The following is a 25,222-nucleotide window of genomic DNA, read 5'->3' on the forward strand; positions in this document are numbered from 1 at the left end:
AATGAAAGACGCGCTTCCATCCCTCAAAAAGGGATGGAAATGCTATCAGGAAGAAGCAGAACGTATGACTGAAATGACAGCAACAGCCGTACCGCTGGAAAAGAGCAGCTCGGAAGGCAGTGTTCTCGGCGGTGTAGTGATCGTAGCAGGTACTGCCATTGGTGCAGGAATGTTTTCTTTGCCCGTTGCCACTAGTGGCATGTGGTTTGGTTATTCATTAATCGTGATGTTGCTGGTCTGGTACTGCATGTACAGTTCAGCCCTTTATTTGCTGGAAGCGAATCTGAGATTTCCCCGAGGTGCCAGCTTCGACACCATTGCCGAAGCAACTCTGGGTAAAACAGGGCGGATAGTGAATGGCGTTTCCGTTGCTTTCCTTTGTTACATTCTGACCTATGCCTATATTTCCGGCGGCAGTTCTATCATCAGTCATTCGGTGAACTCCGTTTCTGGTGTATCGATTGAACCTGCAATGGCCAGTTTGGTGTTCGCTGTCTTCCTTTCCCTGATCGTGATGATGGGAACAAAAACGGTTGATCGAATCACTACCGTATTAATGGGCGGTATGATTGTTACGTTTCTGGGATCCATCGGTGGTTTGGTGACTGGCGCTGAGACGCAATCTTTGTTTCCTGAGTTATCTCTTTCTGAAACATTGCCCTATTCACTGGCTGCCTTTAGTTTTCTCGCCGTAAGCTTCGGAATGCAGACGTCTGTGCCGAGTCTGGTGAAGTATATGGACAAAGATGGCAGTCGTGTTCGAACGTCACTGTTGACCGGCTCCTTGTTAACCCTGGCGTTCTACCTGCTCTGGCAAGTAGCCGTGTTTGGTAATCTGACTCGTACCGAGTTTCCGGCGCTTATTGCAGCTGGCGGTAATATTGGCGACATTATTTCAGCCCTTGCTAGTACCGGCTTGAACGACAATGTTAATTCATTGTTAAAAGCCTTTTCCAATATGGCGGTTGCCAGTTCATTCCTGGGTGTAGCTCTGTGCCTGTACGATTACATCGCTGACCTGTTTGGCTTTGAAGATAATCTGCAGGGGCGGATTAAAACTGCAGCCATTACTTTTGTTCCACCTACTCTGCTGGGCGTGATGCTGCCAAACGGCTTTATTACCGCTATTGGTTATGCCGGCATGGTGATGTGCATTATTTGTATTCTCTCACCTGTAGCTATGGCCTGGATTGGGCGCAAGGAAGAGAGAAATGATTCGTTCAGAGTGACTGGCGGAGTGGCAAGAATGCTGCTGGTATTTGGTTTTGGTATTCTATCAATGGCACTGGCGGGTTTGGACGCCTTTGGAATGTTACCGACATTCAGTTGATTATAACTAATACATAAAAAAGGCCGTTATCGTAGATTTACGATAACGGCCTTTTTTTGTAACAGTGATTTTAGATGCCGTAACTTTAGATGCTGTAACTTTAAAAAGTATCGCCACCGCCATTTACTGGCAAGTTCTGGCCGGTGATCCACTCGGCCTGATCACTGGCAAGGAAAGTAACTGCTGCGCCAACGTCTGAAGCTCGGCCGGCGCGAGAAACAGGCAGCTGAGCAATTACCGAGCTGAACAATGCGTTGATCTCTTCAGAAACATTGGTGCTGGCTGCGTTTTCCATCAGGCCCAGAGAAACAGTGTTAGCAGTGATGCCGTAACCGCCTTCTTCTACCGCTACGGATTTGGTCAGCTGCATACCAGCTGCTTTGGAAGCTCCGTAAATAGACAAACCGGCAGTACCCTTACGGCCACCGTCAGTACTTATGGTGATAATACGACCGCGGCCTTTTTCACGCATGCCTGGAAGTACGGCACGAATACCGTTCATTACACCAAAGACGTTCAGGTCAAACTGGCGATGCCAGCTTTCAGGGTCAGTAAAAGCAAAAGGCAGGAAGTGCTCCGTGTTGCTTTCAACAGGAACGATACCGGCGTTGCTGACCAGAATATCCAGAGTACCGATCTCACCAATAGCCTGTTCAAAGGCTTCAAGGCTGGTAACATCAAATGCTTTTACACGAGCATCAATATCTTCTGCGCGCAACTCTTCAGCTACTTGCTCGGCGCGCTCCGGAAACAGATCGTTGATGTAAACAGTAGCTCCCGCCAGGCCCAGACTGCGAGCAATACCGACTCCCATGCCCTGACCGGAACCTGTGATCAGAGCTTGATGACCTTTCAAATCGTACACTAGAGATACCTCAAATCAGTGGTTTTCGAAGGTCATGCTAACGATTTGCATCCAGGTAAAAACTCGTACAAGGTCGATGCGAAAGAGCGAGAACTGTTGTATATCTCAGGCTGTCTGGCAGAAAAAGATATAAAAAATGGACAATATGAACAATTCACAAAGTATATATTTCTAAATTAATTAGCTGATTTAGGTTTTAAAGCTAAAAACAAAGGTTGCTAAGAGATTGTTTTTGCGAATGTGGGTTGTATAGGTACAATACGCAGGTCTTCTACTGAAGCAATTGCCAGCGGACAGAAGGATTGTTGACCGGATGGCGAACCTATAACAACACACAAGTAGTAAAGCGTGTCGGTGACCCCGATACCGTGGAGTGAAATAATAATATGAAAAGAATAGTGGCCCTGATGGCTGTGCTGTTTGCTTTCAGCACCAGCCTTTTTGCTTCTGACACAGCTCTGTGGCAGAAGTCGACCCTGAACCAGATCATTGAGCGCGGCACTTTGCGTGTGGGTATGGAAGCTGGCTATATGCCATTTGAAGTAACCAACAAACGTGGCGAAATCATTGGTTTCGACGTAGACATTGCCCGTCAGATGGCGAAAGCCATGGGTGTAAAACTGGAACTGGTTAACACTGCCTGGGACGGAATCATCCCTGCGCTGCTGACCAAGAAGTTTGACATCATCATGTCCGGCATGACCCTGACTTCCCAGCGTAACCTGCAGATTAACTTTGCCGAGCCATACATCGTGGTTGGTCAAAGCATCCTGCTGCGTAAAGGTCTGGAAGGCAAGATCTCCAGCTACAAGGATCTGAACAACAAGAACTTTACTGTTGCCACCAAGCTGGGTACTACCGGTGAAGCGGCGACCAAGCGTTTCCTGGGTAAGTCCAACATCCGTCTGTTTGAAACAGAAGCGGATGGCGCACTGGAAGTAGCTAACGGTAAAGCTGATGCGTTTGTTTACGACCTGCCTTACAACGCGATCTACACCGCTCAGAACCCGGGCAAGATCTCTCACCTGGACACACCGTTCACTTTTGAACCGCTGGCCTGGGGTATTCGTAAGGGCGATCCAGACTTCGAAAACTGGCTGAACAACTTTATGCGTCAGATCCGTGGTGATGGTACTTACGACAAGATCTACGGCAAGTGGTTTGAAAGCTCTGAATGGCAGAAGACATTAAACTAAGTGATTAGCAGTAAACCCGTTATGGGCCGTCCTCTGCAGATGGAAAAACAGCCAAGCCAGGTTCTGTGGAACCTGGTCTTCGCTGTACTGTTGCTAGTGATCGGTCTGGGTATCTTTAAGTCCAGTCAATCCATTGACTACACCTGGCGCTGGGAGCGCATTCCTCAGTACATTGTTTATCAGGCTGAAAACGAACTGAGAGCCGAATACGACGGCACAATAACAGCCAACGACGCTGGTCAATTGATACTGACCAATGACTTCGATGCTGACGAACAAGCAGTTATTGAAGGTTTTAGTGACATACAGGTCAACGAAGGTGACCTGATATTTGAAGGCGACCTGCTGGCCGTCAGTTATGAATGGCAACCAGGGCCGATTGCAAACGGTCTGGCAATGACCATCAAGCTGTCGCTGGTGGCTATTGTTTTCGCCATTCTTTTGGGGGTAATTTCCGGGCTGGCACGTATTTCGCCGAATCCCGCCCTGCGTCATCTTTCTGTTCTCTACATCGAACTTATTCGTGGCACGCCACTGCTGGTACAGATTTTTATCGTTTACTTCTTTATAGGAACAGTACTGAATCTGGATCGATTTACTGCTGCTGTTGCAGCTTTGTCCATCTTTACCGGAGCCTACATAGCCGAAATTATTCGCGCTGGTATTGAGTCTATTAACAAAGGGCAGATGGAAGCGGGTCGGAGTCTGGGAATGGGGCGTGGTCAGACCATGCGCTATATCATTCTGCCACAGGCGTTTAAGCAGGTTCTGCCACCACTGGCGGGTCAGTTTATTAACCTGATCAAGGATTCCTCTCTGGTATCGGTTATCTCTCTGACAGATTTGACCAAGGCAGGACGTGAAACAGTCAGCAGTACCTTCAGTCCATTTGAAGTCTGGTTTACGGTAGCATTGCTGTATTTGGTATTAACAGGACTATTGTCGTACGTTGTACGTCGAATGGAGTTGAAGTATGCCGTCAACCGCTGATGCTGAAGTTTTGAAACCGACAGTTGCAGAACCGATTATAAAAGTAACGGACATCCACAAGGTTTACCCCAATGGAGTTCATGCGCTGAAGAATGTCAGCCAGGAAGTTCAGGAAGGTGAAGTGGTTGTGGTTATTGGACCCAGTGGTTCCGGTAAGTCCACTTTTCTGCGAACCATTAACCAGCTTGAAACCATCAATGCCGGTGAAATCGTCGTTGATGGTATCTCCCTGACGACTCCGGGTGATGTCAACAAACTGCGTGAAGAAGTGGGCATGGTGTTTCAATCGTTTAACCTGTTTCCACACCTCTCGGTTCTGGACAATATTTGTCTGGCTCCCATGAAGGTTCGTGGGCTGAGCAGAAGCGATGCGGAAGACCGTGCAGTCGAACTGTTGGCTAAAGTAGGTTTGTCTGAAAAAGCCCGAAGTTACCCACCTCAGCTGTCCGGTGGTCAGCAGCAGCGTGTCGCCATTGCTCGTGCCCTGGCCATGCAGCCGCGTATTATGCTGTTTGATGAGCCAACCTCTGCGCTGGATCCGGAAATGGTCGGCGAAGTGCTGGACGTTATGAAGCAGCTGGCTAAATCCGGAATGACCATGGTCGTTGTAACTCACGAAATGGGCTTTGCCCGTGAAGTGGCTGACCGTGTGTTGTTTATGGAATCCGGTGAACTGCTGGAAGACAGTTGTCCTGATTCATTCTTTGATCGTCCAGAGAGTGAACGTCTACAGAACTTCCTTAGTCAGGTGATCTGACTATTGAATACCGGTCAGTCTCATTTTGAAGGCTGACCGGTTTCGTTAAGCCCTTCTTATGTTTCTGACCCTGCTTTTGTAAAATGCCTTTCTGATTATTTTGGTGAATTGTTTATGGAATGCCGCCTGGGCTGTGGTGCCTGCTGTATAGCTCCATCTATTACTTCTGCTATTCCTGGAATGCCAAACGGAAAACCTGCAGGTGTTCGCTGTATTCAACTGAATGAAGCGAATTTGTGCAGTATTTTTGGACAGCCTGAGAGGCCTGCAGTTTGTGGGCACTTTAAAGCAGCGGATTATGTTTGCGGGGATTCTGATGCTCAGGCTTTAAATAACCTGATTGAGCTGGAAGAGATCACTTTATAAAAATACGACCGGAGATTCCGGCCGTATAAACATCTTGGAAAAGAAGTAGATCAGCTTTTGAATTCAACTTCAGGCAGCTGATATTCATCCACAATAACTTTGTCTGCAGCAGGCATGATCTCCGCAGTGCCTTTTACTACAGTCTTACCATCCTGATTCACCACATTGGTGGTAACAGTGGCGCGCTTGCGACGTTCATTGATCTCTTTGACTTCCAACTGAACCGTCACAGTATCGCCTACTCGTACCGGACGCATAAACTTTACTTCCTGACCCAGATAGATGCCACCGGGTCCTGGCAGCTTGGTTGCCAGTGCGCAGGAAATCAGTGAAGAGGTCCACATGCCATGGGCAATACGGCCTTCAAACTGAGTAGTCTTGGCGAAGTCTTCGTCCAGGTGAACGGGGTTGGTATCACCGGAAACCTTGGCAAAAAGTACCAGATCTTCTTCGGTCAAAGTGCGGGTGAGAGAGTCAGAATCACCCACTTTCAGTTCTGCAAAAGGAATATTTTCCAGCTTACGCATTCTATGTGGCTCTTTAAGAGAATTGTCGAGTTTAGATCTTTTCGTTCATCCATTGTATCAGGCGATCAACCACTTGCTGAGCATTGACTTCATTAAACATCTCATGACGCCCGTCAGGATAAAGTTGCATTGTGACATCACTGAGACCTTCGTTCCGTAAAGCTTTTGTTAGATTCTGTTGTCCTTTTGGGTAACTGACTGAATCCTGTTCGCCACCCATGACCAGAACAGGCAGATTTGATGGGATTTTACTCAGGTTGGCAGATTTCTGATTACTTAACATGCCAGTGAACAGTTCTTTCCAGAGCTGATTCGTACAATCGAAACCACAGAGCGGATTATTGGCATAGAGATCAACCTGCTCCTCATCACGACTCAGCCAGTCGAATTCGGTTCGGTTCGGTTTAAAACGTCGGTTGTAGCTGGTAAACGTCAGTTGTTTGATGATGGGGCTGTGTCCGGTTATTCCTTGCCGCAGAACTTCAAGGCTGGCGACTATTTTTCCCAGCTGAAGCAACAGTGCTGGTGCAAAGTTGGAGCCCGAAAAAACAGCCGCAGCCACTTCGGGTTGATGCTCAATCAGATAACTTTGCAGCATATAGCTGCCCATACTGTGGCCAAGCAGAATCAGTGGCAGGTTTGGGTGTTTTGTTTTGATGTCACCAACAACACAAGCTAAGTCTCCTACAACCTGTTGCCAGCCATTATCGTCAGCAAAATAACCTTTCCCCGTTGTTTTTATGCAGTCGCCGTGGCCTCGGTGGTCATGGGCATAAACGATAAATCCTGCTGCATTAAGTTGTTGAGCAAGCAGGTCATAGCGTCTGGCGTATTCAGCCATCCCGTGACTGATGTGGATAACAGCTTTGGCGTCTGGAGTATCCCAGCAGATGAATGGAATGCTGTGGGTTTGTCGCTGAAGGGAAAATTGCTTCATGCCGGAATCTGCCGCCTGATACTTATTATTATCCGAGGCAGTTAGCATACTTCAGTCAAGGTATTTTTCGCACATCATCTATCAGCTTTTTGTCGGAAATGGTAATCTTCTCCGTCTGTTTACGCTTTTTAAAGAAAATACTTACTAACATTACTGTACATCACTTGTCAGTTACTCATTAGAGCTTGTTAGTCGGTTTTTTACGTTTATTTTTACCGGGGCGACAAGGGTTCCTCCTGCCGCTCTGGTTGTAGTTTGTGGTAACTGATTTCGTAATGTTTCTGGCATCTCTCGGGCAGTACAGGTTCATTTCTTCAGCAAGGAGGAAGGCCCTGTGATAAGCAGTGATTTCTGGCAAGACAAATACCCTGAAGGCATTCAACCCGAGATAGATACCGGACAGTATCGGTCTATCCTCGATGTGTTGGACTATTCAGCTCGGCGCTATGCCCATAAGCCAGTGTTCAGCAATCTTGGTAAAAGTATCTCCTACTCAGAGCTTTATGAGCTGAGTGGGCACTTCTGCAGCTATCTTCAGAACCACACTCGGCTTCGTCCGGGTGACCGTATCGCCATTATGATGCCGAACCTGTTGCAGTTTCCTGTCGCGGTATTTGGTGCATTAAGAGCGGGACTGATTGTTGTAAATACCAATCCGCTGTACACCGAAAGGGAAATGGAGCACCAGTTCCGTGACTCTGGCGCGAAGGCGTTGGTCGTACTGGCCAATATGGCGCATATGGCTGAAAAGGTGGTGCCTAAAACCACCATCGAAGAAGTGATTATCACTGAAGCCGGTGACCTGTTGTCACCGATTAAACGTACAGTGATCAATCTGGCGGTAAAGCACATCAAGAAAATGGTGCCGCCGTATAATGTTAAAGGTTCAGTGCCTTTTATCCGGGTGATGAAACTGGGCGCTATTCACGCGCCACAGGACATCCGTCGTGAAGGCGATGATGTTGCTGTATTGCAATACACGGGTGGTACAACAGGTATCGCTAAAGGTGCGATGCTGAGCCATCGAAATATCATTGCCAATATGTTCCAGGTAAAAGCCATGGTGGCCAGAAACCTGGAAGATGGTAAGGAAATGCTGGTAGCACCTTTGCCGCTCTATCATATCTTTGCTTTTACTGTGCACTGTATGGTAGGCATGGTAGTGGGCGCCCACAACCTGCTGATCACCAATCCCCGTGATATGAAGACCTTTATGAAAGATCTGAAAGGTCAGCCTTTCAGCATGTTTGTAGGTCTGAACACTCTGTTTGTCGGTCTGATGAATAACCCTGAATTCCGCAAGCTTGATTTCAGTCATCTGAAGAATACCGTGTCCGGCGGCATGGCTCTGCAGATGGATACCGCGGAACGTTGGGAAAATCTTACCGGTTGTAAGGTTTGTGAGGGTTACGGCATGACCGAAACGTCACCAGTAGTGACCATCAACCCTCTGGATCGCATCAAACTGGGCAGTATCGGTATTCCTGTGCCTTCCTGTCGTTTGAAGGTCATTGATGACGAAGGTAATGACCTTGGCCTGAATGAAGTGGGTGAACTCTGTGTGCTTGGCCCACAGGTAATGAAAGGCTACTGGGAGAATGAGGCCGCAACGGCTGACTCTATTGATGAAGCTGGCTGGCTGAAAACAGGCGATATTGCCCGTATTGATGATGAAGGTTATATAACCATTGTTGACCGCAAGAAGGATATGATCTGCATTTCCGGCTTTAATGTTTATCCCAATGAGCTGGAAGATGTTTTATCGGCTCATCCTGACGTTATGCAGTGTGCTGCTATCGGTGTGCCCAACAAGAAAACCGGTGAAGCTATCAAGGTCTTTCTGGTCAGTTCTAATCCTGAACTGACAAAGGAAGAGGTGACTCAATACTTCCGCAAGAATGTAACGGGCTATAAAGTGCCCAAGCAGATTGAGTTTCGTGATGAACTGCCAACAACCAATGTCGGCAAGATTCTTCGTCGTGAGTTGCGGGATGAAGAGTTGAAAAAACTGGTTGATAATTAAATCAGATTATTGCCGCCCGGATAGTTTGCTACTTGCCGAACTATCCGGGTGTGCATCTGTAGATTATCTTCTTTGTGGGTTGTCAGGATCAAAATCTTTTTGTTTTTTATCCGGTTCGCTGTACCTCTGCCATAGGAATCGTCCAAGCCAACTACCACTCAGCCAGCCAGTTCCTCCAGCAACGGTCATGGATAGTAGTCTTAGCCAAGGTGGCATGTCAGGCGAAAGATAGGCTGCAGTAATGGCTAGTGAGCTCAGGATCACTGCAGGTACTGCTTCAGTCAGCTGCTGTTCGGGGACAGTATTGACCAATACAGAATAATGACCAAGTGAGGCGAAGCTAATGACAGTTTCAAGGTCACCAGATAGCACCTGCCCTGAAGCGAGCATTAGGTAGTATTGGTCTTGTTCCCTTATGACAGCTACGTGACCTGTATACTCCAGAGTTATGATATCCCAGCTTCCGTCTTGAATATTCTGAAGCCAACTCCTTATATTTGTAAGATAAGAGGAGCCAGCGCGAATAATACGAGGGATATCAGTCATACCCTCATTAGCGAAGCGTTCAAAGCGTGCAATATATCCTGAGGGATCCTGCTGAAAACCATACTGCATGAGGTAGTTGGGAGGGGGGGTATTGTTGTTGTTCCAGGAATGGAAGAAGTGTCTGAGAATTGAGTAAAATAAACAGAACTGGCCAGAAGTAAAACTGATCTGCGCCAATACGTTTGCTGTTCCTTCCGTTTCCAAAAGGGTCATAAGAGTATAAAGAATCGCCAATTGCAGCCGGGCACTGAAATTCTGAGAGCCAGCAGCGGATACTCTGTAAGTTGCAGCTTTGATTGCCTCTATTGGAATGACCTGAATCAGCTCAGAATTGCTGCCATATTGGTTTACCCGATAAGCCGACAGTGAAAGCTTATGAGCTTCCCCCAGACGTGATAAATCATATAGTGCAGCGAGTTGCCGGAGGGTTGGCAGTTTAAGTCGTGATTGTTTGGAGGGGCTGGCTGTAATGAATTCGGAGCTATCAAAAGTCCTGCTGGAAAATACGGGTTTTTCCATTGCCAGACCATAGTCTTCAATAGTAAACGCTGTACCGCATTCCTTGCATTTGACCAATGTATCGCTTTGACAATTTATTACGTCATATTTGTTGATGTCTTTGTTACTGCAACTAGGGTTAGGACAGACCAGCTGTAGCTTTGGGGTGGCCTGTGCATTGCCCCCTATGAGAAATAATAGAACCAAAGAGCAAAGAACAAATTTCGAGATGTGCCTCATTCTAAAGCCTATTGATATTAATTGAGGCTAATATAATAGTTCGTGATTTCAAAAGAGGGGGAGTTAGTTTATTAGTGACCCGAAAAAATCGCTTGTTTAGTTGAGTTGATTATTTCGGACTAATAATAATCAGCGGTCATCGGGAGATGAAATGACTATGATCTGGCCTGATCAGATTTCTTTTTCTGTTAAGCCTGTACACTTCCGGTTCTGTCCCTGGACAAAATTAACTCGATATAACAGCTCCTGGTCGGGATCAATATTTCAAAACAAGGGGTATGAGTGAGTTTCTGCTCTCGGCTGCTCAAACTGATAATTCAGCATCTTTTTCAGAGATTTCAGAAAAGCCTGATCGTAAAAGGTAGTACCCAGCCCCATGAATTCATAAGCTTTTTGCCCGCAGCAGGCGAGCAAACAGCAATTTAATATTCGATTGCCTGAGTCTACACACTTATAATGGTGGTTTTGTCTATTTTCTGGAGAATTGAGTGTCCGGCCGCAATGACTTACGCAGTGCCATCAGCCAGTGCATGATCAGGGATCGCTTCCCCATTAGCAGACAACTTCAGCGACTCAAAAACAGCGATGAAGAAGGGCTGAAAAAACTGCTGGGCCGGATAGAGCGTTCTACCGAAAGAGCCTCTGCCCGACTGTCTGCCATCCCTGAAGTTGAATACGATCAGGCGCTTCCTGTCGTAGAGCGACGTGATGAAATTCGCGAAGCCATCGAGAATAATCAGGTGGTGGTTATTGCTGGTGAAACCGGTTCCGGTAAAACCACCCAGTTGCCAAAGATTTGTCTGGAAGCAGGGCGAGGAGTTTTTGGCCTGATTGGTCATACCCAGCCCCGTCGTCTGGCAGCCCGTTCGGTAGCCGGTCGTATCGCGGAAGAGCTTAAGGTTCCCATGGGTGAACAGGTCGGTTATCAGGTACGTTTTACCGACCATGGAAATGAAAATACACTGGTTAAGTTGATGACCGACGGTATTCTGTTGGCAGAAACCCAGAATGATCGTTTTCTCAATCGCTATGACACCATCATCATCGATGAAGCCCACGAACGAAGCCTTAACATTGACTTCCTGCTGGGCTATCTCAAAATTCTGCTGCCAAAACGCCCTGACCTCAAGCTGATTATTACTTCTGCGACCATCGACGTCGATCGTTTCTCCCGACATTTCAATAATGCGCCGGTTATTGAAGTCTCTGGTCGTACCTATCCGGTCGAGTTGCAATACCGTCCTCTGGAAGACCTGGAGCTGGAAGGGCGTGATGCCGACCAGCGACTGCAGCAGGGTATTCTTTCAGCGTTACGTGAGATTGAAGACAGTGAGCGTGGTGGCAGTGGTCCGAAACTGGGTGATGTTCTGGTCTTTCTCAGCGGTGAGCGGGAAATCAGGGAAACCTCCAAGTTTCTGAAAGATGCCAAGCTCAGGCATACCGATATTCTGCCGCTTTATGCGCGTTTATCCGCTGCAGAACAGAACCGTATTTTCCAGACGGGCTCTGGTCGTCGCGTGATTCTCTCCACCAACGTGGCTGAAACCTCTCTGACAGTTCCCGGCATTCGCTACGTTATTGACCCCGGTACAGCGCGAATCAGTCGTTATTCTGTCCGCTCTAAGGTTCAACGATTGCCCGTGGAACCTGTGTCACAGGCTTCTGCCAACCAGCGTAAAGGTCGTTGTGGTCGTGTAGCGGAAGGTATCTGCTATCGCCTCTACTCTGAAGAGGATTTTCTGGGCAGAGCCGAGTTTACCGATGCCGAGATTCTGAGAACCAACCTGGCCGCGGTTATTCTGCAGATGCTGAAAATGGGGCTGGGCGATGTGGCTGCCTTCCCGTTTGTTGATGCGCCTGATGACAAAGCCATCAACGATGGTTTTAAACTGTTGCAGGAACTTGGTGCGGTTAACGAGCAACGTCGAATGAGTCGTGTTGGTCATCAGCTGTCAAAACTGCCGGTTGACCCTCGAATGGCTCGAATGCTGGTTGAAGCCGATAAAAACAATGCCCTGAATGAAATGCTGATTATTGCTTCGGCGCTGGCGATTCAGGACCCAAGGGAACGTCCAGCCGAGAAGCAGCAGGCGGCGGATCAGCGACACCGCGAACATTACCACGATGACTCTGACTTCCTGAGTTTTGTTAATCTCTGGAATGCTTACGAAGAGCAGCGTCAGGAGTTGTCTCAAAACCAGTTGAGAAAGTACTGCAAACAGCAGTTTCTGTCGTTTATGCGCATGAGAGAGTGGCGTGACCTTCACCGTCAGCTGTCACTGGCCTGTAAGGACATTGATCTGAAGGTCAATGAAGAACCCGCCGGTTACGGTGATGTCCATAAGTCACTGCTGGCAGGTCTGCTGTCCCATCTGGGTAACAAGGACGATGACGCCGATTATATGGGCGCTCGTAATCGTCGTTTCTGGTTGTTCCCCGGCTCAACCCTTTATAAGAAAAAGCCTAAGTGGGTTATAGCCTCAGAGCTGGTAGAGACTTCACGACTGTTTGCTCGTACCAGTGCCAAGATCGAACCTCAGTGGATTGAGCCGCTGGCAGGTCATCTGGTGAAGCGCAACTATTTCGAACCTCACTGGGAAAAGAAACGTGCTCAGGTCGTCGCCTTTGAGCAGGTGACGCTCTATGGCCTGATTGTGGTGGGCCGTCGTCGTGTCAGTTATGGCGCTATTGACCCTGTTGTTTCCCGTGAGATCTTTATTCGCGAAGCATTGGTGGAAGGTCACTTCCATTCAAAAGGTAAGTTCCAGCAGCACAATCTTGATCTGATCAGCGAAGTCGATGAGCTGGAAGCTAAATCCCGTCGTCGAGATATTCTGGTGGATCCGGAGACGCTGTATCAGTTTTACGATGAAAAACTGCCGGAGGCTATTTTCAACGGTGCGGGTTTCGAGAAATGGCGAAAGGGCGTTGAGCATAAAGACCCAAATCTGCTCTTTCTCACTAAAGACTACCTGATGAAACACGACGCAGGTGAGATTACTGAGAATAAATATCCGGATCGTCTGCGTTGGGAGGGGCTTGAGCTACCGCTTACTTACCATTTTGAACCCGGTGCGGTTGACGATGGTGTCACCCTGACTCTGCCCGTTCAGGCTCTTCGGTTGCTGCCAAAGCATCGTCTTGAATGGCTGGTGCCAGGCATGCTGTTTGATAAATGTGTAGCACTGGTTCGTAACCTGCCTAAAGCGGTTCGTAAGAACTTTGTGCCGGTTCCAGACTATGTCCGTGGCGCAATGGAATCCATGTCCATTTGTGATGAACCACTGACCGATATTCTGGGTCATCATCTGCATCGTATGTCCGGTACCCGTATTCTTGATGAGCACTGGAGCGATGACGGCCTGTTGGATCACCTGAAGATGAACTTCAGGCTGATCGATGAAAACGGCAAGCTGTTGGGGCAGGGACGAAACCTGACCAAACTCAAAGAGAAATACGGCAAGCAGTCAGAAGACAGTATGCGCCGTCTGACCGACAGTTCTCTGGAACAGCAAGGTTTGAAAGACTGGAGCTGTGGTGACCTGCCGGAGGAGATCACTCGCAAGGTCGGTGGTCTGGTGTTAAAAACCTATCCGGCACTGGTGGATCAGAAAGATTCGGTAGCTGTGAAACTGTTTGAAGATAAAGGCATGGCTGATGCGGTCAACCGAAAAGGTCTGACCCGGTTGTTCCGCTTCAAGCTGTCAGTTCAGCTGAAGTTTGCCCTGTCCCGTATGAAAAACCTGAAACAGGTGAAACTGTACGCTACGGGTTCATTGCAGGCAAAAGTGCTGGAAGAGGACATTCTGTCGTTTTTGATTTCAGAAATCTTTGTCCGTGAACCTGCAGAATGGCCACGTAATCAGGAGGATTTTCAGAATCTGATTGAAAAGCGTAAAGGTGAAATTGTGCCTTTTGCAGAGGATATCGATAAGTTGCTGCTGGATATCTTCAAACGGGCTCATACCATCAATAAGAACCTGAAAGGCAAGATAGCTTTTGATCAGGCGTTCTCGCTGTCGGATATCAAACTGCACCTTTCCCAGCTGATTTATCCTGGTTTTCTTACTGAAGCAGGTAATAAGTGGCTAAGGCATTACCCGAGGTTTATTCAGGGTATTGAAGTTCGACAGGAAAAGCTGGCTGCACAGGTGAATAAAGACCGAGCCTGGACCGAAGAGCTGAGCAATCTTTATAAGGCTTGGGAAAAGCGCAAGGAAGTTCACGAAAAGCATAAGATGGTTGATCCGAACCTGGTGCTCTATCGCTGGATGCTGGAAGAGTATCGGGTTTCACTTTTTGCCCAGAAACTGGGAACACGGTTTCCTGTGTCGGATAAACGCTTGAGGAAGCTCTGGGGTGAGGTTCAGGAGATCTGAAGTCGAACTTTTTTGAGTACTCAGGCTACATGGACACTCTGATTAGGCATGTAGCCTGAGTCTTTAACTCCGCTCTACAGAACTTATTCGCAGGTTTCTTAGTCACGTTCTTTCACAACGTTAGTTGTTGATACAGTAAATAATGATACGGCCGTTATTTGTAGCTAATGAGATTAAAAGGACTGTGCGATGAAAAAACTTGTATGGGTACTGATGCTGGTATTGATCGCAGGACTTGGTTATACCATCGCCAACGATATTGATCTGCCGGACGAGTTTGAAGAGTTCACTGAAAGCTTTGAAGAATTTTTTGATGGCGATGAAACTGCATTCAACGAAATAGAGGATGGCTATGACTGGCAGCAGCCTGACCAGAATAATGACACTGATTCATATCAGGAATATATAGAAGAGTAGTAACTGCTTTTCTCTCTCCTTCAATATCCCCCCTGACGTTTACACACGGTTCTGACACCCAATAACAAAACCAGCGCTAAACACTAACCAAGGGGAATATTCATGAAGTTTAAGGTCATTAAACTCAAGTCTGTTTCTCTGGCTACTGCTGCCACCCTTGGTGTTGACGGTAAGGCTGAGAACCATTCTGGTTACGAAAATACTGATAACAAGGACAGCGGCAATGCTATTGTTGGCCGTCTGCAGTATGTCTTCTAAATCGGTGTGGCTCCTGTAAAACTTGTGTGTCTTTGGCCCTAATTATGCGGGGCCTTTTTATTTCCGGGTTCGTGTCCAAATGATGAGGGTTGTGAAGAGAGAGTCTGTCAGATAACTGCCAACTTCGACGTAAAGGACTAAAGTTGCTACAAAATTTGACGAAACAGTAATTTAGACCTTAACTGAATTAATAAGTATTTGTTTATTACGTTTTATTTTAGTTAGAGCTGTTAATTCGCATTGATTTGATGACAAGGATAGTCGTTACAATGGAAGCAGCAGATCAGGTATTGATCATCGATGATTCTCAACAAAGACGTCATGATTTAAGTACCATAATCGAGTTTATGGGGTATCACACCAAAGCCATCAGTTCGGCCTACTGGGAAGATGCCATTAGCGAATCCGACCGGCACAGTTTTTGTGCTCTCTTCCTGGGTGATTACCTGCAGGCTGAAAACTCCATGCAGGCCATGATTGCCCGCATTCAGCGCTGGAGTGGTGGCGTTCCTGTTATAAGGATTGCCGAACCTCTGCCTGAGAACCTTCAATCTTCGCTTCGCCGTCAGATTATTGCCAGAATTGACTGGCCCTGTAATCGTAACCAGCTGCTTTCCTGCCTGCACTATGGGCAGGTCTACAGAGAGCAATGGCGTCAGCTTCACACCACCGGTATGAACCAACAGGTTGAACTGTTTAAAGGGCTGGTGGGTAAGAGCGACAGAATGCGTAAGGTGAGAGCCGATATGGCTCAGGTGGCTGACAGTGATGTTAATGTGATGGTCACTGGCGAATCCGGAACCGGTAAGGAATTGGTCGCTCGAAACCTTCATGAACATTCCAGCCGCAGAGACATGCCTTTTGTTCCTGTTAACTGTGGTGCCATTCCCAACGAGTTACTGGAAAGCGAATTGTTCGGCCATGAAAAAGGTTCGTTTACCGGTGCTGTGCAGACAAGAATCGGTCGATTCGAACTGGCCCAGGGTGGCACACTGTTTCTGGACGAAATCGGAGATATGCCACTGCATATGCAGGTGAAGCTGCTTCGAGTGCTTCAGGAAAGAACCATTGAACGAGTCGGTGGTTCAGAGCAGGTTCCGGTGGATGTCAGAATTATTGCTGCGACCCACAAAAATCTGGCGGAAATGATTGAGGCGGGAGAGTTCAGAGAAGATCTTTACTACCGCCTGAATGTATTCCCCATTGAAATGCCTGCATTGCGAGAACGTCCGGAAGATATTCCGCTGATTCTCAATGAGTTGGTCAGTGCCATGGAAAAACAGAATCGCGGATCTATTCGATTAAGTTCAGCGGCTATTTTATCTCTGTGTCGCCATGAGTGGCCTGGAAACGTCAGGGAAATGTCGAACTTGCTTGAGCGTTTGGCGATTATGTTCCCTTACGGTGTCGTGGGTGTTCAGGATTTGCCGCAGAATTTCCGTCATATGGACGCGATCGGGGATGATGACGGAGTTGCTGAGTTGTTTCCGGATAGCATTCAGCCTGCAGGTCAGGGGAAAGTCGATGATTTGGCGATTTTGCCAGTCGGTGGCATTAACCTGAAAGAATTTCTGACCCGCTTGGAGAAGAGTTTGATCCAGCAGGCATTAAGCGACTGCAACAGTGTGGTGGCCAGAGCTGCGGATAAACTTCAGATTCGTCGTACAACACTGGTCGAAAAAATGCGTAAGTATGGTTTACAGAGATATGAAGAAACTATGCGGTAATATCAGGCGGTAAATGCGCTCTATTGTTTGACGGAAGTCTGACAAAAAAGGCCGTAAGCGAAAGCTTACGGCCTTTTTTGTTTTCTACTGTGGAAATTTTTACAGGGTTCATATTGTGTACTGGCTAATGTAGGTCGGCGTTGAACATAGTGAAGCCCAACAAAAATAGTCAAAAAATAAAACGTTGGGCTTCGTACCTCAGCCCAACCTACCTATTTGTATTGGTATCAATGCCTGTTTGTTCTTTCTGGTTGGTTTCTGCTTTTTGTCTTATCTCTTTTTTTTATTCATTAACTTGGCACTTCAAAGTTTAAATTCTGCGTAAGTCGACAGAGTTCAAAATACTTTAGTAAAAAAATAATTATGTTATAAAGATGTCGTTTTTATTTTTTCGATTAAAAAATAAAAAACGCCAAAAATACCGCATATTTCTTATCTCTAAAAAATAACTTACGACAGTAAAGCGTCACTTTAAACTGACAGTGTCAATTAATTTGCCAAACACTTTTCAAGGAAACGACAGATGCTGTTTGTTCTCTGACAGATGTTCTGACTGTGTCAAAAAAGTAGCATGTCAGTGAAATATCGCGAAAAATATTTTTCTTTATAAATCATATGGTTACTGAGTTTTTCGAAGCTGTGGTCAATTTTGTGCCGCGGCAGAAGGCTGACAGTCATGTAAAAAACGTCTTTTTATAAAACTGGCACACCTCTTGTATACATATATAAGGACAAGGGAGTAAGAAAAGAGAGTGAGAAGTTGAAGTATCTAAAGAAGGTGTAAATAGAAGTAAATACATTCTATTGACCATTTTAAAAGCTGAAAGCCATGAACTCATCAACGAAACAAATTATTGCAGTTGCAGGGTGTAAAGGTGGAGTAGGTAAGACACTGATCGCAGTCAACCTGGCATTGTCTTTGGCAAACAACGGAAGACGTGTGGTACTGATGGACGGCAACCTTGCTGTTCCAGATGTAGGTATCAGTCTGGGATTGGAAAAGAACCTTAATGTAGAAAGACAGAAAGAAGGTCAGGACATCGCCAACTTTATTAAAGAGGGCCCTTCAGGTGTTCATGTCCTTACACCACTGGGACAACCTATCTGGCGTGAAACGGTAGAAACAGGTCAGGCAGTTCGAATGATTGAAAGCCTTGAGTCGCTTTCCCCCTCTCTCGATACCCTTATTATTGATACTGCTCCCGGTCTGGCACCGGACAATATTGCCCTGATCCAGGCAGCGGGTGAAATTCTGATTGTTCTGAATCAGGAAGTCCTGTCATTACTGGACTCAGTACGTTTAATTCGATTGCTCTACAGAGAGTATGGAGTCCGTCGTTTTAACGTTGTTGTTAACGCGGTTTCAAATCGCCGCTATGGTTCCAACCAGTTTGAGCGGCTTCAAAACCATTTGAGTGATGAAGTCGCCATTATCCTGCGCTATCAGGGAGCCGTACCCTTCGATAAAGCAGTAGCAGAGTCCCTTTCCAGACAAAAAGCATTACTGGAGTCGAGCCCGGACTGCAGGGCATCAAAAGCCATAAACAGGATTGCCCAGCAAATAATGGCAGCGCCTGTGACACCACCAAGAGGCCGTATCGAATTCTTTTTACCAGCACGAATCAGTGAGAGGGTTTAACCATGGATGCTACTGTACAGGGAATGTCATTTAGCAAAGGCGCTCACGTCAACGAAACGCCAGAACAACGAGTGGCCAGGAAAAAATTTCAGACCGAAATGGTTGAAACTCATAAGGCGCTGGTCAAAAGAATTGCCAATCACCTGGCTGCCCGTATGCCACCGAGTGTTCAGATTGATGATCTGGTTCAGTCCGGAATGATCGGTCTGCTGGAAGCTGCCGGTAAATACGATGCTACTAAAGGTGCCAGTTTTGAGACCTTTGCCGGTATTCGTATTCGTGGTGCCATGCTGGATGAAATTCGTAAGGGTGACTGGGGGCCGCGCTCTGTATACAGAAACAGTCGTAAGGTTACCGAGGCGGTTCAAAAGGTTGAATCCAAACTGGGCCGTGATGCCCGTGATGCTGAAGTGGCCAAAGAACTGGAAGTAAATCTTAACGAGTTCTACACCATGCTCAGCGACTTGCGAGGCTGCCGTTTATTCAGCTTTGAAGAGTTGTTCGACAGTGAAGAATCCAGAATGCAGGCCCGTTCTGGAGATCGTGGACCGTCCGCCGACATACAGGAGGAGAAGTTCAAGTTTGCACTGGTTGAAGCCATTGAGAAGCTGCCTGAACGGGAAAAACTGGTTCTGATGCTTTATTACGATGAAGAGATGAACCTGAAGGAAATTGGTAAGGTTCTGGGTGTCAGTGAATCCAGAGTCAGCCAGATCCACTCCCAGGCCGCCGTCCGTTTGAGAGCCAAACTGCAAAACTGGCTCAGATAATGCCTCAACTGCCTGTCGACGATTCCATCGACAGGCAGCTTTCACCGTTTGCTTACCTGTTCGATGTTGGTCTTCACCTGTGCCGGAGCGGTCTGTTTTCAGCTGTCAGCGGTAGAAAGTGGCGCTATATAGTGGCTATTTTGATGTCTATATAGTTCAACGCAGTGAGTAACTACTTTCTTGCTTCCTAATGTTCCAAATGGCCAGGTCCAGCCTTCATATATTTTCTATTAGACAGATTTTATTAAGTAGCTTTATAACGGACCTGACTTATTATGAAATGGAATTCTTACCTGGCAGGCTTGATCCTTGCCCTGTCCTGCAGTCTCTCATTCGCTCAAGAAGCTCCCGTAAACATCAAGAACGTTGTCACCATTAATACTCATCAGGCCAAGCGTCTCCATGATCTTGGTGCTTTGTTTATTGATGTGCGGCCACTGGAACAATGGAACTGGGGCAGGGTGGAAAACTCCCACAGTCTTGATTTGAGAGCTGGCTTCAGGCAACTGTTCATGCCGGGCACTCTGGATAAAAACACCCCTATCGTGATTTATGGAAACAGCACTTACCATATGCGTGGTGCCATCGCGAGCTATCTGGCGGGACTTTGGGGCTATCAGCGAGTGTTCTTCTTCAGAGATGGCTACTATTCATGGTTGGCACTGGATTACCCGGTAACACTGAAGTCAGACGTTGAAGAGGAAGTGATCAGTTACCAACCGAATACTGAGAAGAGAGAAGCTGAGTTGACTGAAATACAGCTGTTTTCAGCCTTTAAGTAAGAAAAGCTCAAACGAAAAAGGGCGCCTCACTGTATTAAAGTGAGGTGCCCTTTTTTTAGCCTATGATCCAGCTGATTTACTTGTTTTCAACCTTGTCGAAAACAAAGCAACCTACCAGAGCTACGCCAATAAACCCTGCCAGAAAGATTGTTGGCATGGCTGCATAGCCCAGTACGGTCCAGATCATGGATTCCAGTGCACTCATATCGTTCTCCTGATTGCTTCCCTGGACATATGTAATTGTGTTTACCCACCATAGGCGGGTAAACAGCTTATGGGTTCATATGTCCGGTACTTAGTGCCAGCCTTCTACGCCGTCCATCTCAGGTAGCTGGTGAGCAATACCCTTGTGACAGTCGATACAGGTTTCACCGGTAGCCGGAGTTTTGTCGTCACCCTGCAATGCTTTCTGGTGAATGCGGGCAGCACGACCGGATTGCTCAGAGAAGTCCATAAACTCAAAGTTGTGACAGTTACGGCACTCCTGAGAATCATTAGCCTTCATACGAGCCCACTCCCGATCCGCCATTTCACGACGATGGCTCAGGAATTTCTCGCGAGTATCGATCTTGCCGGTGATTTTGCCCCAGACTTCCTTACTGGCCTGGATCTTGCGGATCATCTTGGCGGTCCAGTCTTTCGGTACGTGGCAGTCAGAACAGATCGCACGAACACCGGAACGGTTGTTGTAGTGGATCGTTGACTTATATTCCTCGTACACGTTGTTCTTCATCTCATGGCAACCGATGCAGAACTCTTCCTGGTTGGTGGCTTCCATTCCGGTGTTGAAACCACCCCAGAAGACAATACCAGCCACAAAGCCGAAGGCCAGAATGATACCCAGTGATATCTTTGCAGCGGGCTTGGTCAGCAGCTGCCAGTAACGTTTGTAGAAAGGTTCCCTGCTCATAATCTATTCTCCGGAGCTCCTTATTGGTTGGCTCACTGCTGTTTCTTCAGGGAATCAACAGGTTCAAACATGTTTTCCAGCAGCGGCTTGGCATCCGCCTGAGGTACGTGGCACTGAACGCAGAAATAGCGACCTGGTGCTACGTCGGCCAGCTGTTTGCCGTCACGATCGTAGAAGTGAGTGACACTGATACGGGTAGCACCCCACTTGCTGGCATTCTTCCAGCTGTGGCAGCGCAGGCAGCTGTTCACATTCTTGTTAATGTCATAACCACGGATATCATGAGGGATCATCGGTGGCTGCTGAATAAAATCACGTTTCAGTAAAGAATCGCTCTCGTGTACTTTTTTCATTGCTTCAGCGGGTGCCTGAATGGACAGGTCATCGGTACGCAATGAGTTCAGGCCGCCGGTTTCACTGGCGCTGACCAGACAGGTAAACAATAAAGGTACTAAAAAAGTAATTAATTTTTTCATGGCAGTTTCTTTGCCTCTGGCAATATTCAAAATCAGTCATTCATATCTGCCTTCTATCAGATGACTGCTTCAAAGCAGTCATCTGTCGAATGGGTCAATACCGTTAATAGAAGGCAGTTGTCATTTGATCAGATCATCAAACCTTGACGATCTTGACTGCACACTTCTTGTAATCCGTTTCTTTGGACAGTGGATCAGTTGCATCCAGAGTCAGCTTGTTAACCAGCTGCTTGGCGTCAAAGAACGGCATAAATACCAGACCTTTTGGTGGACGGTTACGGCCACGGGTTTCAATCCGGCTGCGGACTTCACCACGACGGGATAGGATCTTGGCTTCCATACCACGGCGCAGACCGCGCTCCTTGGCATCTTCAGGGTGCATAAAGATCACCGCGTCAGGGAAAGCACGGTACAGTTCAGGTACACGACGGGTCATGGTGCCGGTATGCCAGTGTTCCAGAACACGGCCAGTGGACAGCCACAGGTCGTATTCTTCATCCGGAGATTCGGCAGGTGGCTCATAAGGCAGGGCGAAGATCCAGGCCTTGCCGTCTTTCTTGCCGTAGAAGCTGACTTCTTCGCCGCTCTTAACGTAAGGGTCATAGCCTTCACGGAAGCGCCAGAGGGTCTCCTTGCCATCCACTACTGGCCAGCGCAGACCACGGGCTTCGTGGTACATGTCGAATGGCGCCAGATCGTGCGCCTTGCCACGGCCAAAGGTGGCGTATTCTTCGAACAGACCTTTGTGAACGTAGAAACCGAAGTCTTCGCTTTCCTGGTTCATGCGGCCCTTGAATTCGGACATTGGGAACTTGTCCACCTGACCGTTCTTGAACAGCACTTCAAACAGAGTCTTGCCACGGTACTGAGGCGCTTTTGCCAGCAGAGCATCGGACCAAACTTCTTCGGTCTTGAAGCGCTTGGAGAATTCCATCAGCTGCCAGAGGTCGGAACGGGCTTCACCATGAGGTTCAACCTGCTGGAACCACAGCTGAGTACGACGTTCAGCGTTACCGTAGCCACCTTCTTTCTCTACCCACATAGCGGTTGGCAGAACCAGGTCAGCGGCCTGGGCAGTAACGGTTGGGTATGGGTCAGAGACAACGATGAAGTTGTCCGGGTTACGGTAACCTGGCAGACCTTCCTCGTTCATGTTCGGAGCGGCCTGCATGTTGTTGTTACACATCACCCAGTAAGCGTTCAGCTTGCCGTCTTTCAGCATACGGTTCTGCAGAACAGCGTGGTAGCCGACCTTGCCAGGAACAGTACCTTCAGGCAGTTTCCAGATCTTTTCAGCGTAATCGCGGTGTTTCTTCTTCTTCACGACCATGTCTGCTGGCAGACGGTGTGAGAAGGTACCCACTTCACGGGCGGTACCACAGGCAGAAGGCTGGCCGGTCAGGGAGAATGGACCGTTGCCTGGCTCGGAAATCTTGCCGGTCAGCAGGTGGATGTTATAAACAATGTTGTTCATCCACACGCCACGGGTGTGCTGGTTCATACCCATGGTCCATAGGGACATTACCTTACGCTTTGGATCAGCGTAGAGCTTGGCCAACTCAATCAGGTTCTTGGCTGGAACACCGGAGATTTCTTCCGTCTTCTCAACGGTGTATTCGCTGACGAATTTGGCGAAACCGTCAAAGTCGATTTCCTTGGAGCCACCTTTACCGGAGTTCTTGGCTTTCTGTTCCAGAGGATGTTCTGGACGCAGACCGTAACCGATATCGGTAACACCGAGGCGGAAGTGAGTGTGCTTCTTGATGAACTCTTTGTTCACAGCGTTATTCTGGATCAGGTAATTACAGATGAAGTTACCGATGGCCAGGTCAGACTGTGGTGTAAAGATGATTGAGTTGTCAGCCAGTTCAAAAGAACGGTGCTTGAAGGTAGACAGTACAGCTACCTTTACATGGTCGTTAGACAGAACACGATCGGTGATGCGGGACCACAGAATCGGGTGCATCTCGGCCATGTTGGAACCCCAGAGTACAAAAGCGTCTGAGTGTTCGAAGTCGTCGTAGCAACCCATTGGTTCATCGATACCGAAGGTACGCATGAAGCCACCTACCGCAGACGCCATACAGTGACGGGCGTTAGGATCAATGTGGTTGGAACGGAAACCGGCTTTATAAAGCTTGGAGGCAGCGTAGCCTTCCATGATGGTCCACTGACCGGAACCAAACATGCCAACAGGAGGCATTTCATCAGAGTTGCGGGTGTCTTTCAGGGCTGCTTTCCACTTATCAGCCATGATGTCGAACGCCTGATCCCAGGTGATCGGAGCGAATTCCCCGTTCTTGTCGAACTTGCCGTCTTTCATACGCAGCAGAGGCGTATCCAGACGATCCTTGCCGTACATGATCTTGGACAGGAAGTAGCCCTTGATGCAGTTCAGGCCTCTGTTTACCGGTGCTTCCGGGTCACCCTGAGTGGCAACAACTTTATTGTCTTTGGTACCGACCAGTACGGAGCAACCTGTACCACAGAAACGACAAGGTGCCTTATCCCAATGGATATCGGTGTCCTTGCTGCTGGTAATCAGATTGGTAGCGGAAGCAGTGGTACTGATACCCGCCGCTGCTGCGGTGGCTGCCACAGCGCTGTTTTTAATAAAGTCTCGACGACTTTGTTCTAGCTTCATAGATTTCACTCCTGATGCGTATAAACCAGAGCTGAGGACAAAACCCCCTCGGCAGCGCTGATTTCTGAAATTCGATCGACCATCATTTTTTCACCCGGCAGCTCTTCTACCGTCACGACCATTTTTCCTTCTGTACTTCTGTCGTGTACTTCAACGCCGGGCATGTTATTCAGTGTTTGTGCAACTTCATCCATGCGTGCAGGCATGGCACACACTACGAGTCCGGAAATGGCGCAGACCTGAGTGCTGTCGTTGGTTTCTTTATTGGGTTGTCTCATTACTTTTTCTCAAACGGTTATCAGGCTGCTTTTTTAGCTGTTTTTTTCATTACCAGAGCCTGAACCGGGCAATCGGCTATGCATTCACCACAGCCTGTACATAAGTCGTTTTCAATTAGTGGCTGGGCGATACCGCCAAGCTTCAACTGAAAGCGAATAGCTTCCACTTCGCAGGACTCCTCACAGGTCCGGCAGAACACTTTGTTCATCGCCAGACACTTGTCTGTTATTACCGGCAGCTGTTGCCAGGGTGACTCTGTGATCACCAGAGCTTGATGTTCACAGGCCTCAACGCATTTCTCGCAGAAAGTGCAGAAGCCTTTGCTGTAGTCAGCTTCTGGAAAGCCACCGCTGCCCTTGACCAGTAAATCGGTTCCACATTGTTCAACGCAGGCATTGCAGCGACGGCACTGATCAACAAACAGGCTTTCATCGATACTCCATGGCGGACGCAGAGTGTCGGAGTCCGCAATGCGTCCTCTGAGAAAATGTCTGCGTGATGCCAGTTTTGCTAGAGCCATGTCTGTTACGATGCTGTTTGGTATTGGTGATTCTGAGAGGCTGTTTTTATCGGCGAGCCTTGAAAAGGAAAATGCCGAAAGCCTGTAATTGATGGTGATATTAACGATTCAAAAAAACACCGAAAGCCCCTGAAATCGGGGGTATT

At 47.8% G+C, this 25,222-nt stretch carries 23 protein-coding genes; 13 read left to right on the forward strand and 10 right to left on the reverse strand.

Annotation, left to right across the window (positions count from 1 at the left end; genetic code table 11):
- Nucleotide 1 precedes the first annotated feature (1 nt).
- Nucleotides 2-1,330, forward strand: a complete 1,329-nt coding sequence (locus tag EOPP23_RS05240; RefSeq protein ID WP_228550561.1) for an aromatic amino acid transport family protein — start codon at nt 2-4, stop codon at nt 1,328-1,330.
- A gap of 100 nt (nt 1,331-1,430) precedes the next feature.
- Here EOPP23_RS05240 and EOPP23_RS05245 read toward each other — a convergent pair whose 3' ends face one another.
- Nucleotides 1,431-2,195 (reverse strand): SDR family NAD(P)-dependent oxidoreductase, encoded by a 765-nt coding sequence (locus tag EOPP23_RS05245; RefSeq protein WP_153764890.1) that lies wholly within the window; start codon nt 2,193-2,195, stop codon nt 1,431-1,433.
- A gap of 386 nt (nt 2,196-2,581) precedes the next feature.
- On the opposite strand from EOPP23_RS05245, the gene EOPP23_RS05250 reads away from it, so the two are divergent.
- From EOPP23_RS05250 to EOPP23_RS05265, 4 genes are all read left to right on the forward strand, one after another.
- Nucleotides 2,582-3,391, forward strand: a complete 810-nt coding sequence (locus EOPP23_RS05250; RefSeq protein ID WP_153764891.1) for a transporter substrate-binding domain-containing protein — start codon at nt 2,582-2,584, stop codon at nt 3,389-3,391.
- Nucleotides 3,392-3,412: 21 nt separating this feature from the next.
- Nucleotides 3,413-4,381 carry an amino acid ABC transporter permease gene (locus EOPP23_RS05255; protein ID WP_228550562.1) on the forward strand — a complete coding sequence of 323 codons (969 nt, stop codon included), beginning with the start codon at nt 3,413-3,415 and terminating at the stop codon, nt 4,379-4,381.
- On the forward strand, nt 4,365-5,138 hold the full coding sequence (locus EOPP23_RS05260; protein ID WP_153764892.1) for an amino acid ABC transporter ATP-binding protein: 774 nt from the start codon (nt 4,365-4,367) through the stop codon (nt 5,136-5,138). Before EOPP23_RS05255 ends, EOPP23_RS05260 begins: the two co-directional genes overlap by 17 nt.
- Nucleotides 5,139-5,252: 114 nt before the next feature.
- The gene (locus tag EOPP23_RS05265) at nt 5,253-5,504 is read left to right on the forward strand and encodes a YkgJ family cysteine cluster protein (RefSeq protein WP_153764893.1); all 252 of its coding nucleotides are present in this window, start codon (nt 5,253-5,255) and stop codon (nt 5,502-5,504) included.
- 50 nt (nt 5,505-5,554) lie between these two features.
- Here EOPP23_RS05265 and EOPP23_RS05270 read toward each other — a convergent pair whose 3' ends face one another.
- Both EOPP23_RS05270 and EOPP23_RS05275 read right to left on the reverse strand, forming a co-directional pair.
- The gene (locus tag EOPP23_RS05270; RefSeq protein WP_153764894.1) at nt 5,555-6,031 is read right to left on the reverse strand and encodes a MaoC family dehydratase; all 477 of its coding nucleotides are present in this window, start codon (nt 6,029-6,031) and stop codon (nt 5,555-5,557) included.
- Nucleotides 6,032-6,062: 31 nt separating this feature from the next.
- Nucleotides 6,063-6,968, reverse strand: coding sequence for an alpha/beta hydrolase (locus EOPP23_RS05275; protein WP_194842502.1), 906 nt, complete (start codon nt 6,966-6,968; stop codon nt 6,063-6,065).
- Between the two features lie 337 nt (nt 6,969-7,305).
- Between EOPP23_RS05275 and EOPP23_RS05280 the strand changes: the two genes are divergently transcribed.
- A complete protein-coding gene (locus tag EOPP23_RS05280) occupies nt 7,306-8,991 on the forward strand; it encodes an AMP-binding protein (protein ID WP_370514676.1) in 1,686 nt (561 codons plus the stop codon).
- 63 nt (nt 8,992-9,054) lie between these two features.
- Here the strand turns inward: EOPP23_RS05280 and EOPP23_RS05285 are convergent, their stop codons facing one another.
- Complete coding sequence (locus EOPP23_RS05285) at nt 9,055-10,275, reverse strand: hypothetical protein (protein WP_228550563.1); 1,221 nt, start codon at nt 10,273-10,275, stop codon at nt 9,055-9,057.
- Between the two features lie 488 nt (nt 10,276-10,763).
- On the opposite strand from EOPP23_RS05285, the gene hrpA reads away from it, so the two are divergent.
- The 7 genes from hrpA (at nt 10,764) to EOPP23_RS05325 (ending at nt 20,247) form a co-directional block, all read left to right on the forward strand.
- A complete protein-coding gene (hrpA, locus tag EOPP23_RS05290) occupies nt 10,764-14,654 on the forward strand; it encodes an ATP-dependent RNA helicase HrpA (RefSeq protein ID WP_370514641.1) in 3,891 nt (1,296 codons plus the stop codon).
- Between the two features lie 189 nt (nt 14,655-14,843).
- Nucleotides 14,844-15,071, forward strand: coding sequence for a hypothetical protein (locus EOPP23_RS05295; RefSeq protein ID WP_153764897.1), 228 nt, complete (start codon nt 14,844-14,846; stop codon nt 15,069-15,071).
- 102 nt (nt 15,072-15,173) lie between these two features.
- Nucleotides 15,174-15,329: a hypothetical protein gene (locus EOPP23_RS05300; protein WP_153764898.1), complete on the forward strand. Its 156-nt coding sequence runs from the start codon at nt 15,174-15,176 to the stop codon at nt 15,327-15,329.
- A gap of 269 nt (nt 15,330-15,598) precedes the next feature.
- Nucleotides 15,599-17,056, forward strand: a complete 1,458-nt coding sequence (locus EOPP23_RS05305) for a sigma-54 dependent transcriptional regulator (protein ID WP_153764899.1) — start codon at nt 15,599-15,601, stop codon at nt 17,054-17,056.
- An 829-nt stretch (nt 17,057-17,885) separates the two neighbouring features.
- On the forward strand, nt 17,886-18,695 hold the full coding sequence (locus tag EOPP23_RS05310) for a P-loop NTPase (RefSeq protein WP_153764900.1): 810 nt from the start codon (nt 17,886-17,888) through the stop codon (nt 18,693-18,695).
- Nucleotides 18,696-18,697: 2 nt separating this feature from the next.
- Complete coding sequence (locus EOPP23_RS05315; RefSeq protein WP_228550564.1) at nt 18,698-19,465, forward strand: RNA polymerase sigma factor FliA; 768 nt, start codon at nt 18,698-18,700, stop codon at nt 19,463-19,465.
- 275 nt (nt 19,466-19,740) lie between these two features.
- A complete protein-coding gene (locus tag EOPP23_RS05325; protein WP_153764902.1) occupies nt 19,741-20,247 on the forward strand; it encodes a rhodanese-like domain-containing protein in 507 nt (168 codons plus the stop codon).
- 76 nt (nt 20,248-20,323) lie between these two features.
- Here EOPP23_RS05325 and EOPP23_RS05330 read toward each other — a convergent pair whose 3' ends face one another.
- From EOPP23_RS05330 to napF, 6 genes are all read right to left on the reverse strand, one after another.
- On the reverse strand, nt 20,324-20,452 hold the full coding sequence (locus tag EOPP23_RS05330) for a TIGR02808 family protein (RefSeq protein WP_153764903.1): 129 nt from the start codon (nt 20,450-20,452) through the stop codon (nt 20,324-20,326).
- A gap of 90 nt (nt 20,453-20,542) precedes the next feature.
- Nucleotides 20,543-21,157 (reverse strand): cytochrome c3 family protein, encoded by a 615-nt coding sequence (locus tag EOPP23_RS05335; protein ID WP_153764904.1) that lies wholly within the window; start codon nt 21,155-21,157, stop codon nt 20,543-20,545.
- Nucleotides 21,158-21,189: 32 nt separating this feature from the next.
- Entirely contained in the window at nt 21,190-21,633 is a 444-nt protein-coding gene (locus tag EOPP23_RS05340) for a nitrate reductase cytochrome c-type subunit (protein ID WP_153764905.1), read from the reverse strand.
- Nucleotides 21,634-21,769: 136 nt separating this feature from the next.
- The gene (napA, locus tag EOPP23_RS05345) at nt 21,770-24,277 is read right to left on the reverse strand and encodes a nitrate reductase catalytic subunit NapA (RefSeq protein WP_153764906.1); all 2,508 of its coding nucleotides are present in this window, start codon (nt 24,275-24,277) and stop codon (nt 21,770-21,772) included.
- 5 nt (nt 24,278-24,282) lie between these two features.
- Nucleotides 24,283-24,555: a chaperone NapD gene (locus EOPP23_RS05350; protein WP_153764907.1), complete on the reverse strand. Its 273-nt coding sequence runs from the start codon at nt 24,553-24,555 to the stop codon at nt 24,283-24,285.
- A gap of 20 nt (nt 24,556-24,575) precedes the next feature.
- On the reverse strand, nt 24,576-25,076 hold the full coding sequence (napF, locus tag EOPP23_RS05355) for a ferredoxin-type protein NapF (protein ID WP_153764908.1): 501 nt from the start codon (nt 25,074-25,076) through the stop codon (nt 24,576-24,578).
- Nucleotides 25,077-25,222 lie beyond the last annotated feature (146 nt).

Origin of the sequence: Endozoicomonas sp. OPT23, assembly GCF_009653635.1 — a bacterium.
GTDB lineage: Bacteria > Pseudomonadota > Gammaproteobacteria > Pseudomonadales > Endozoicomonadaceae > Endozoicomonas_A.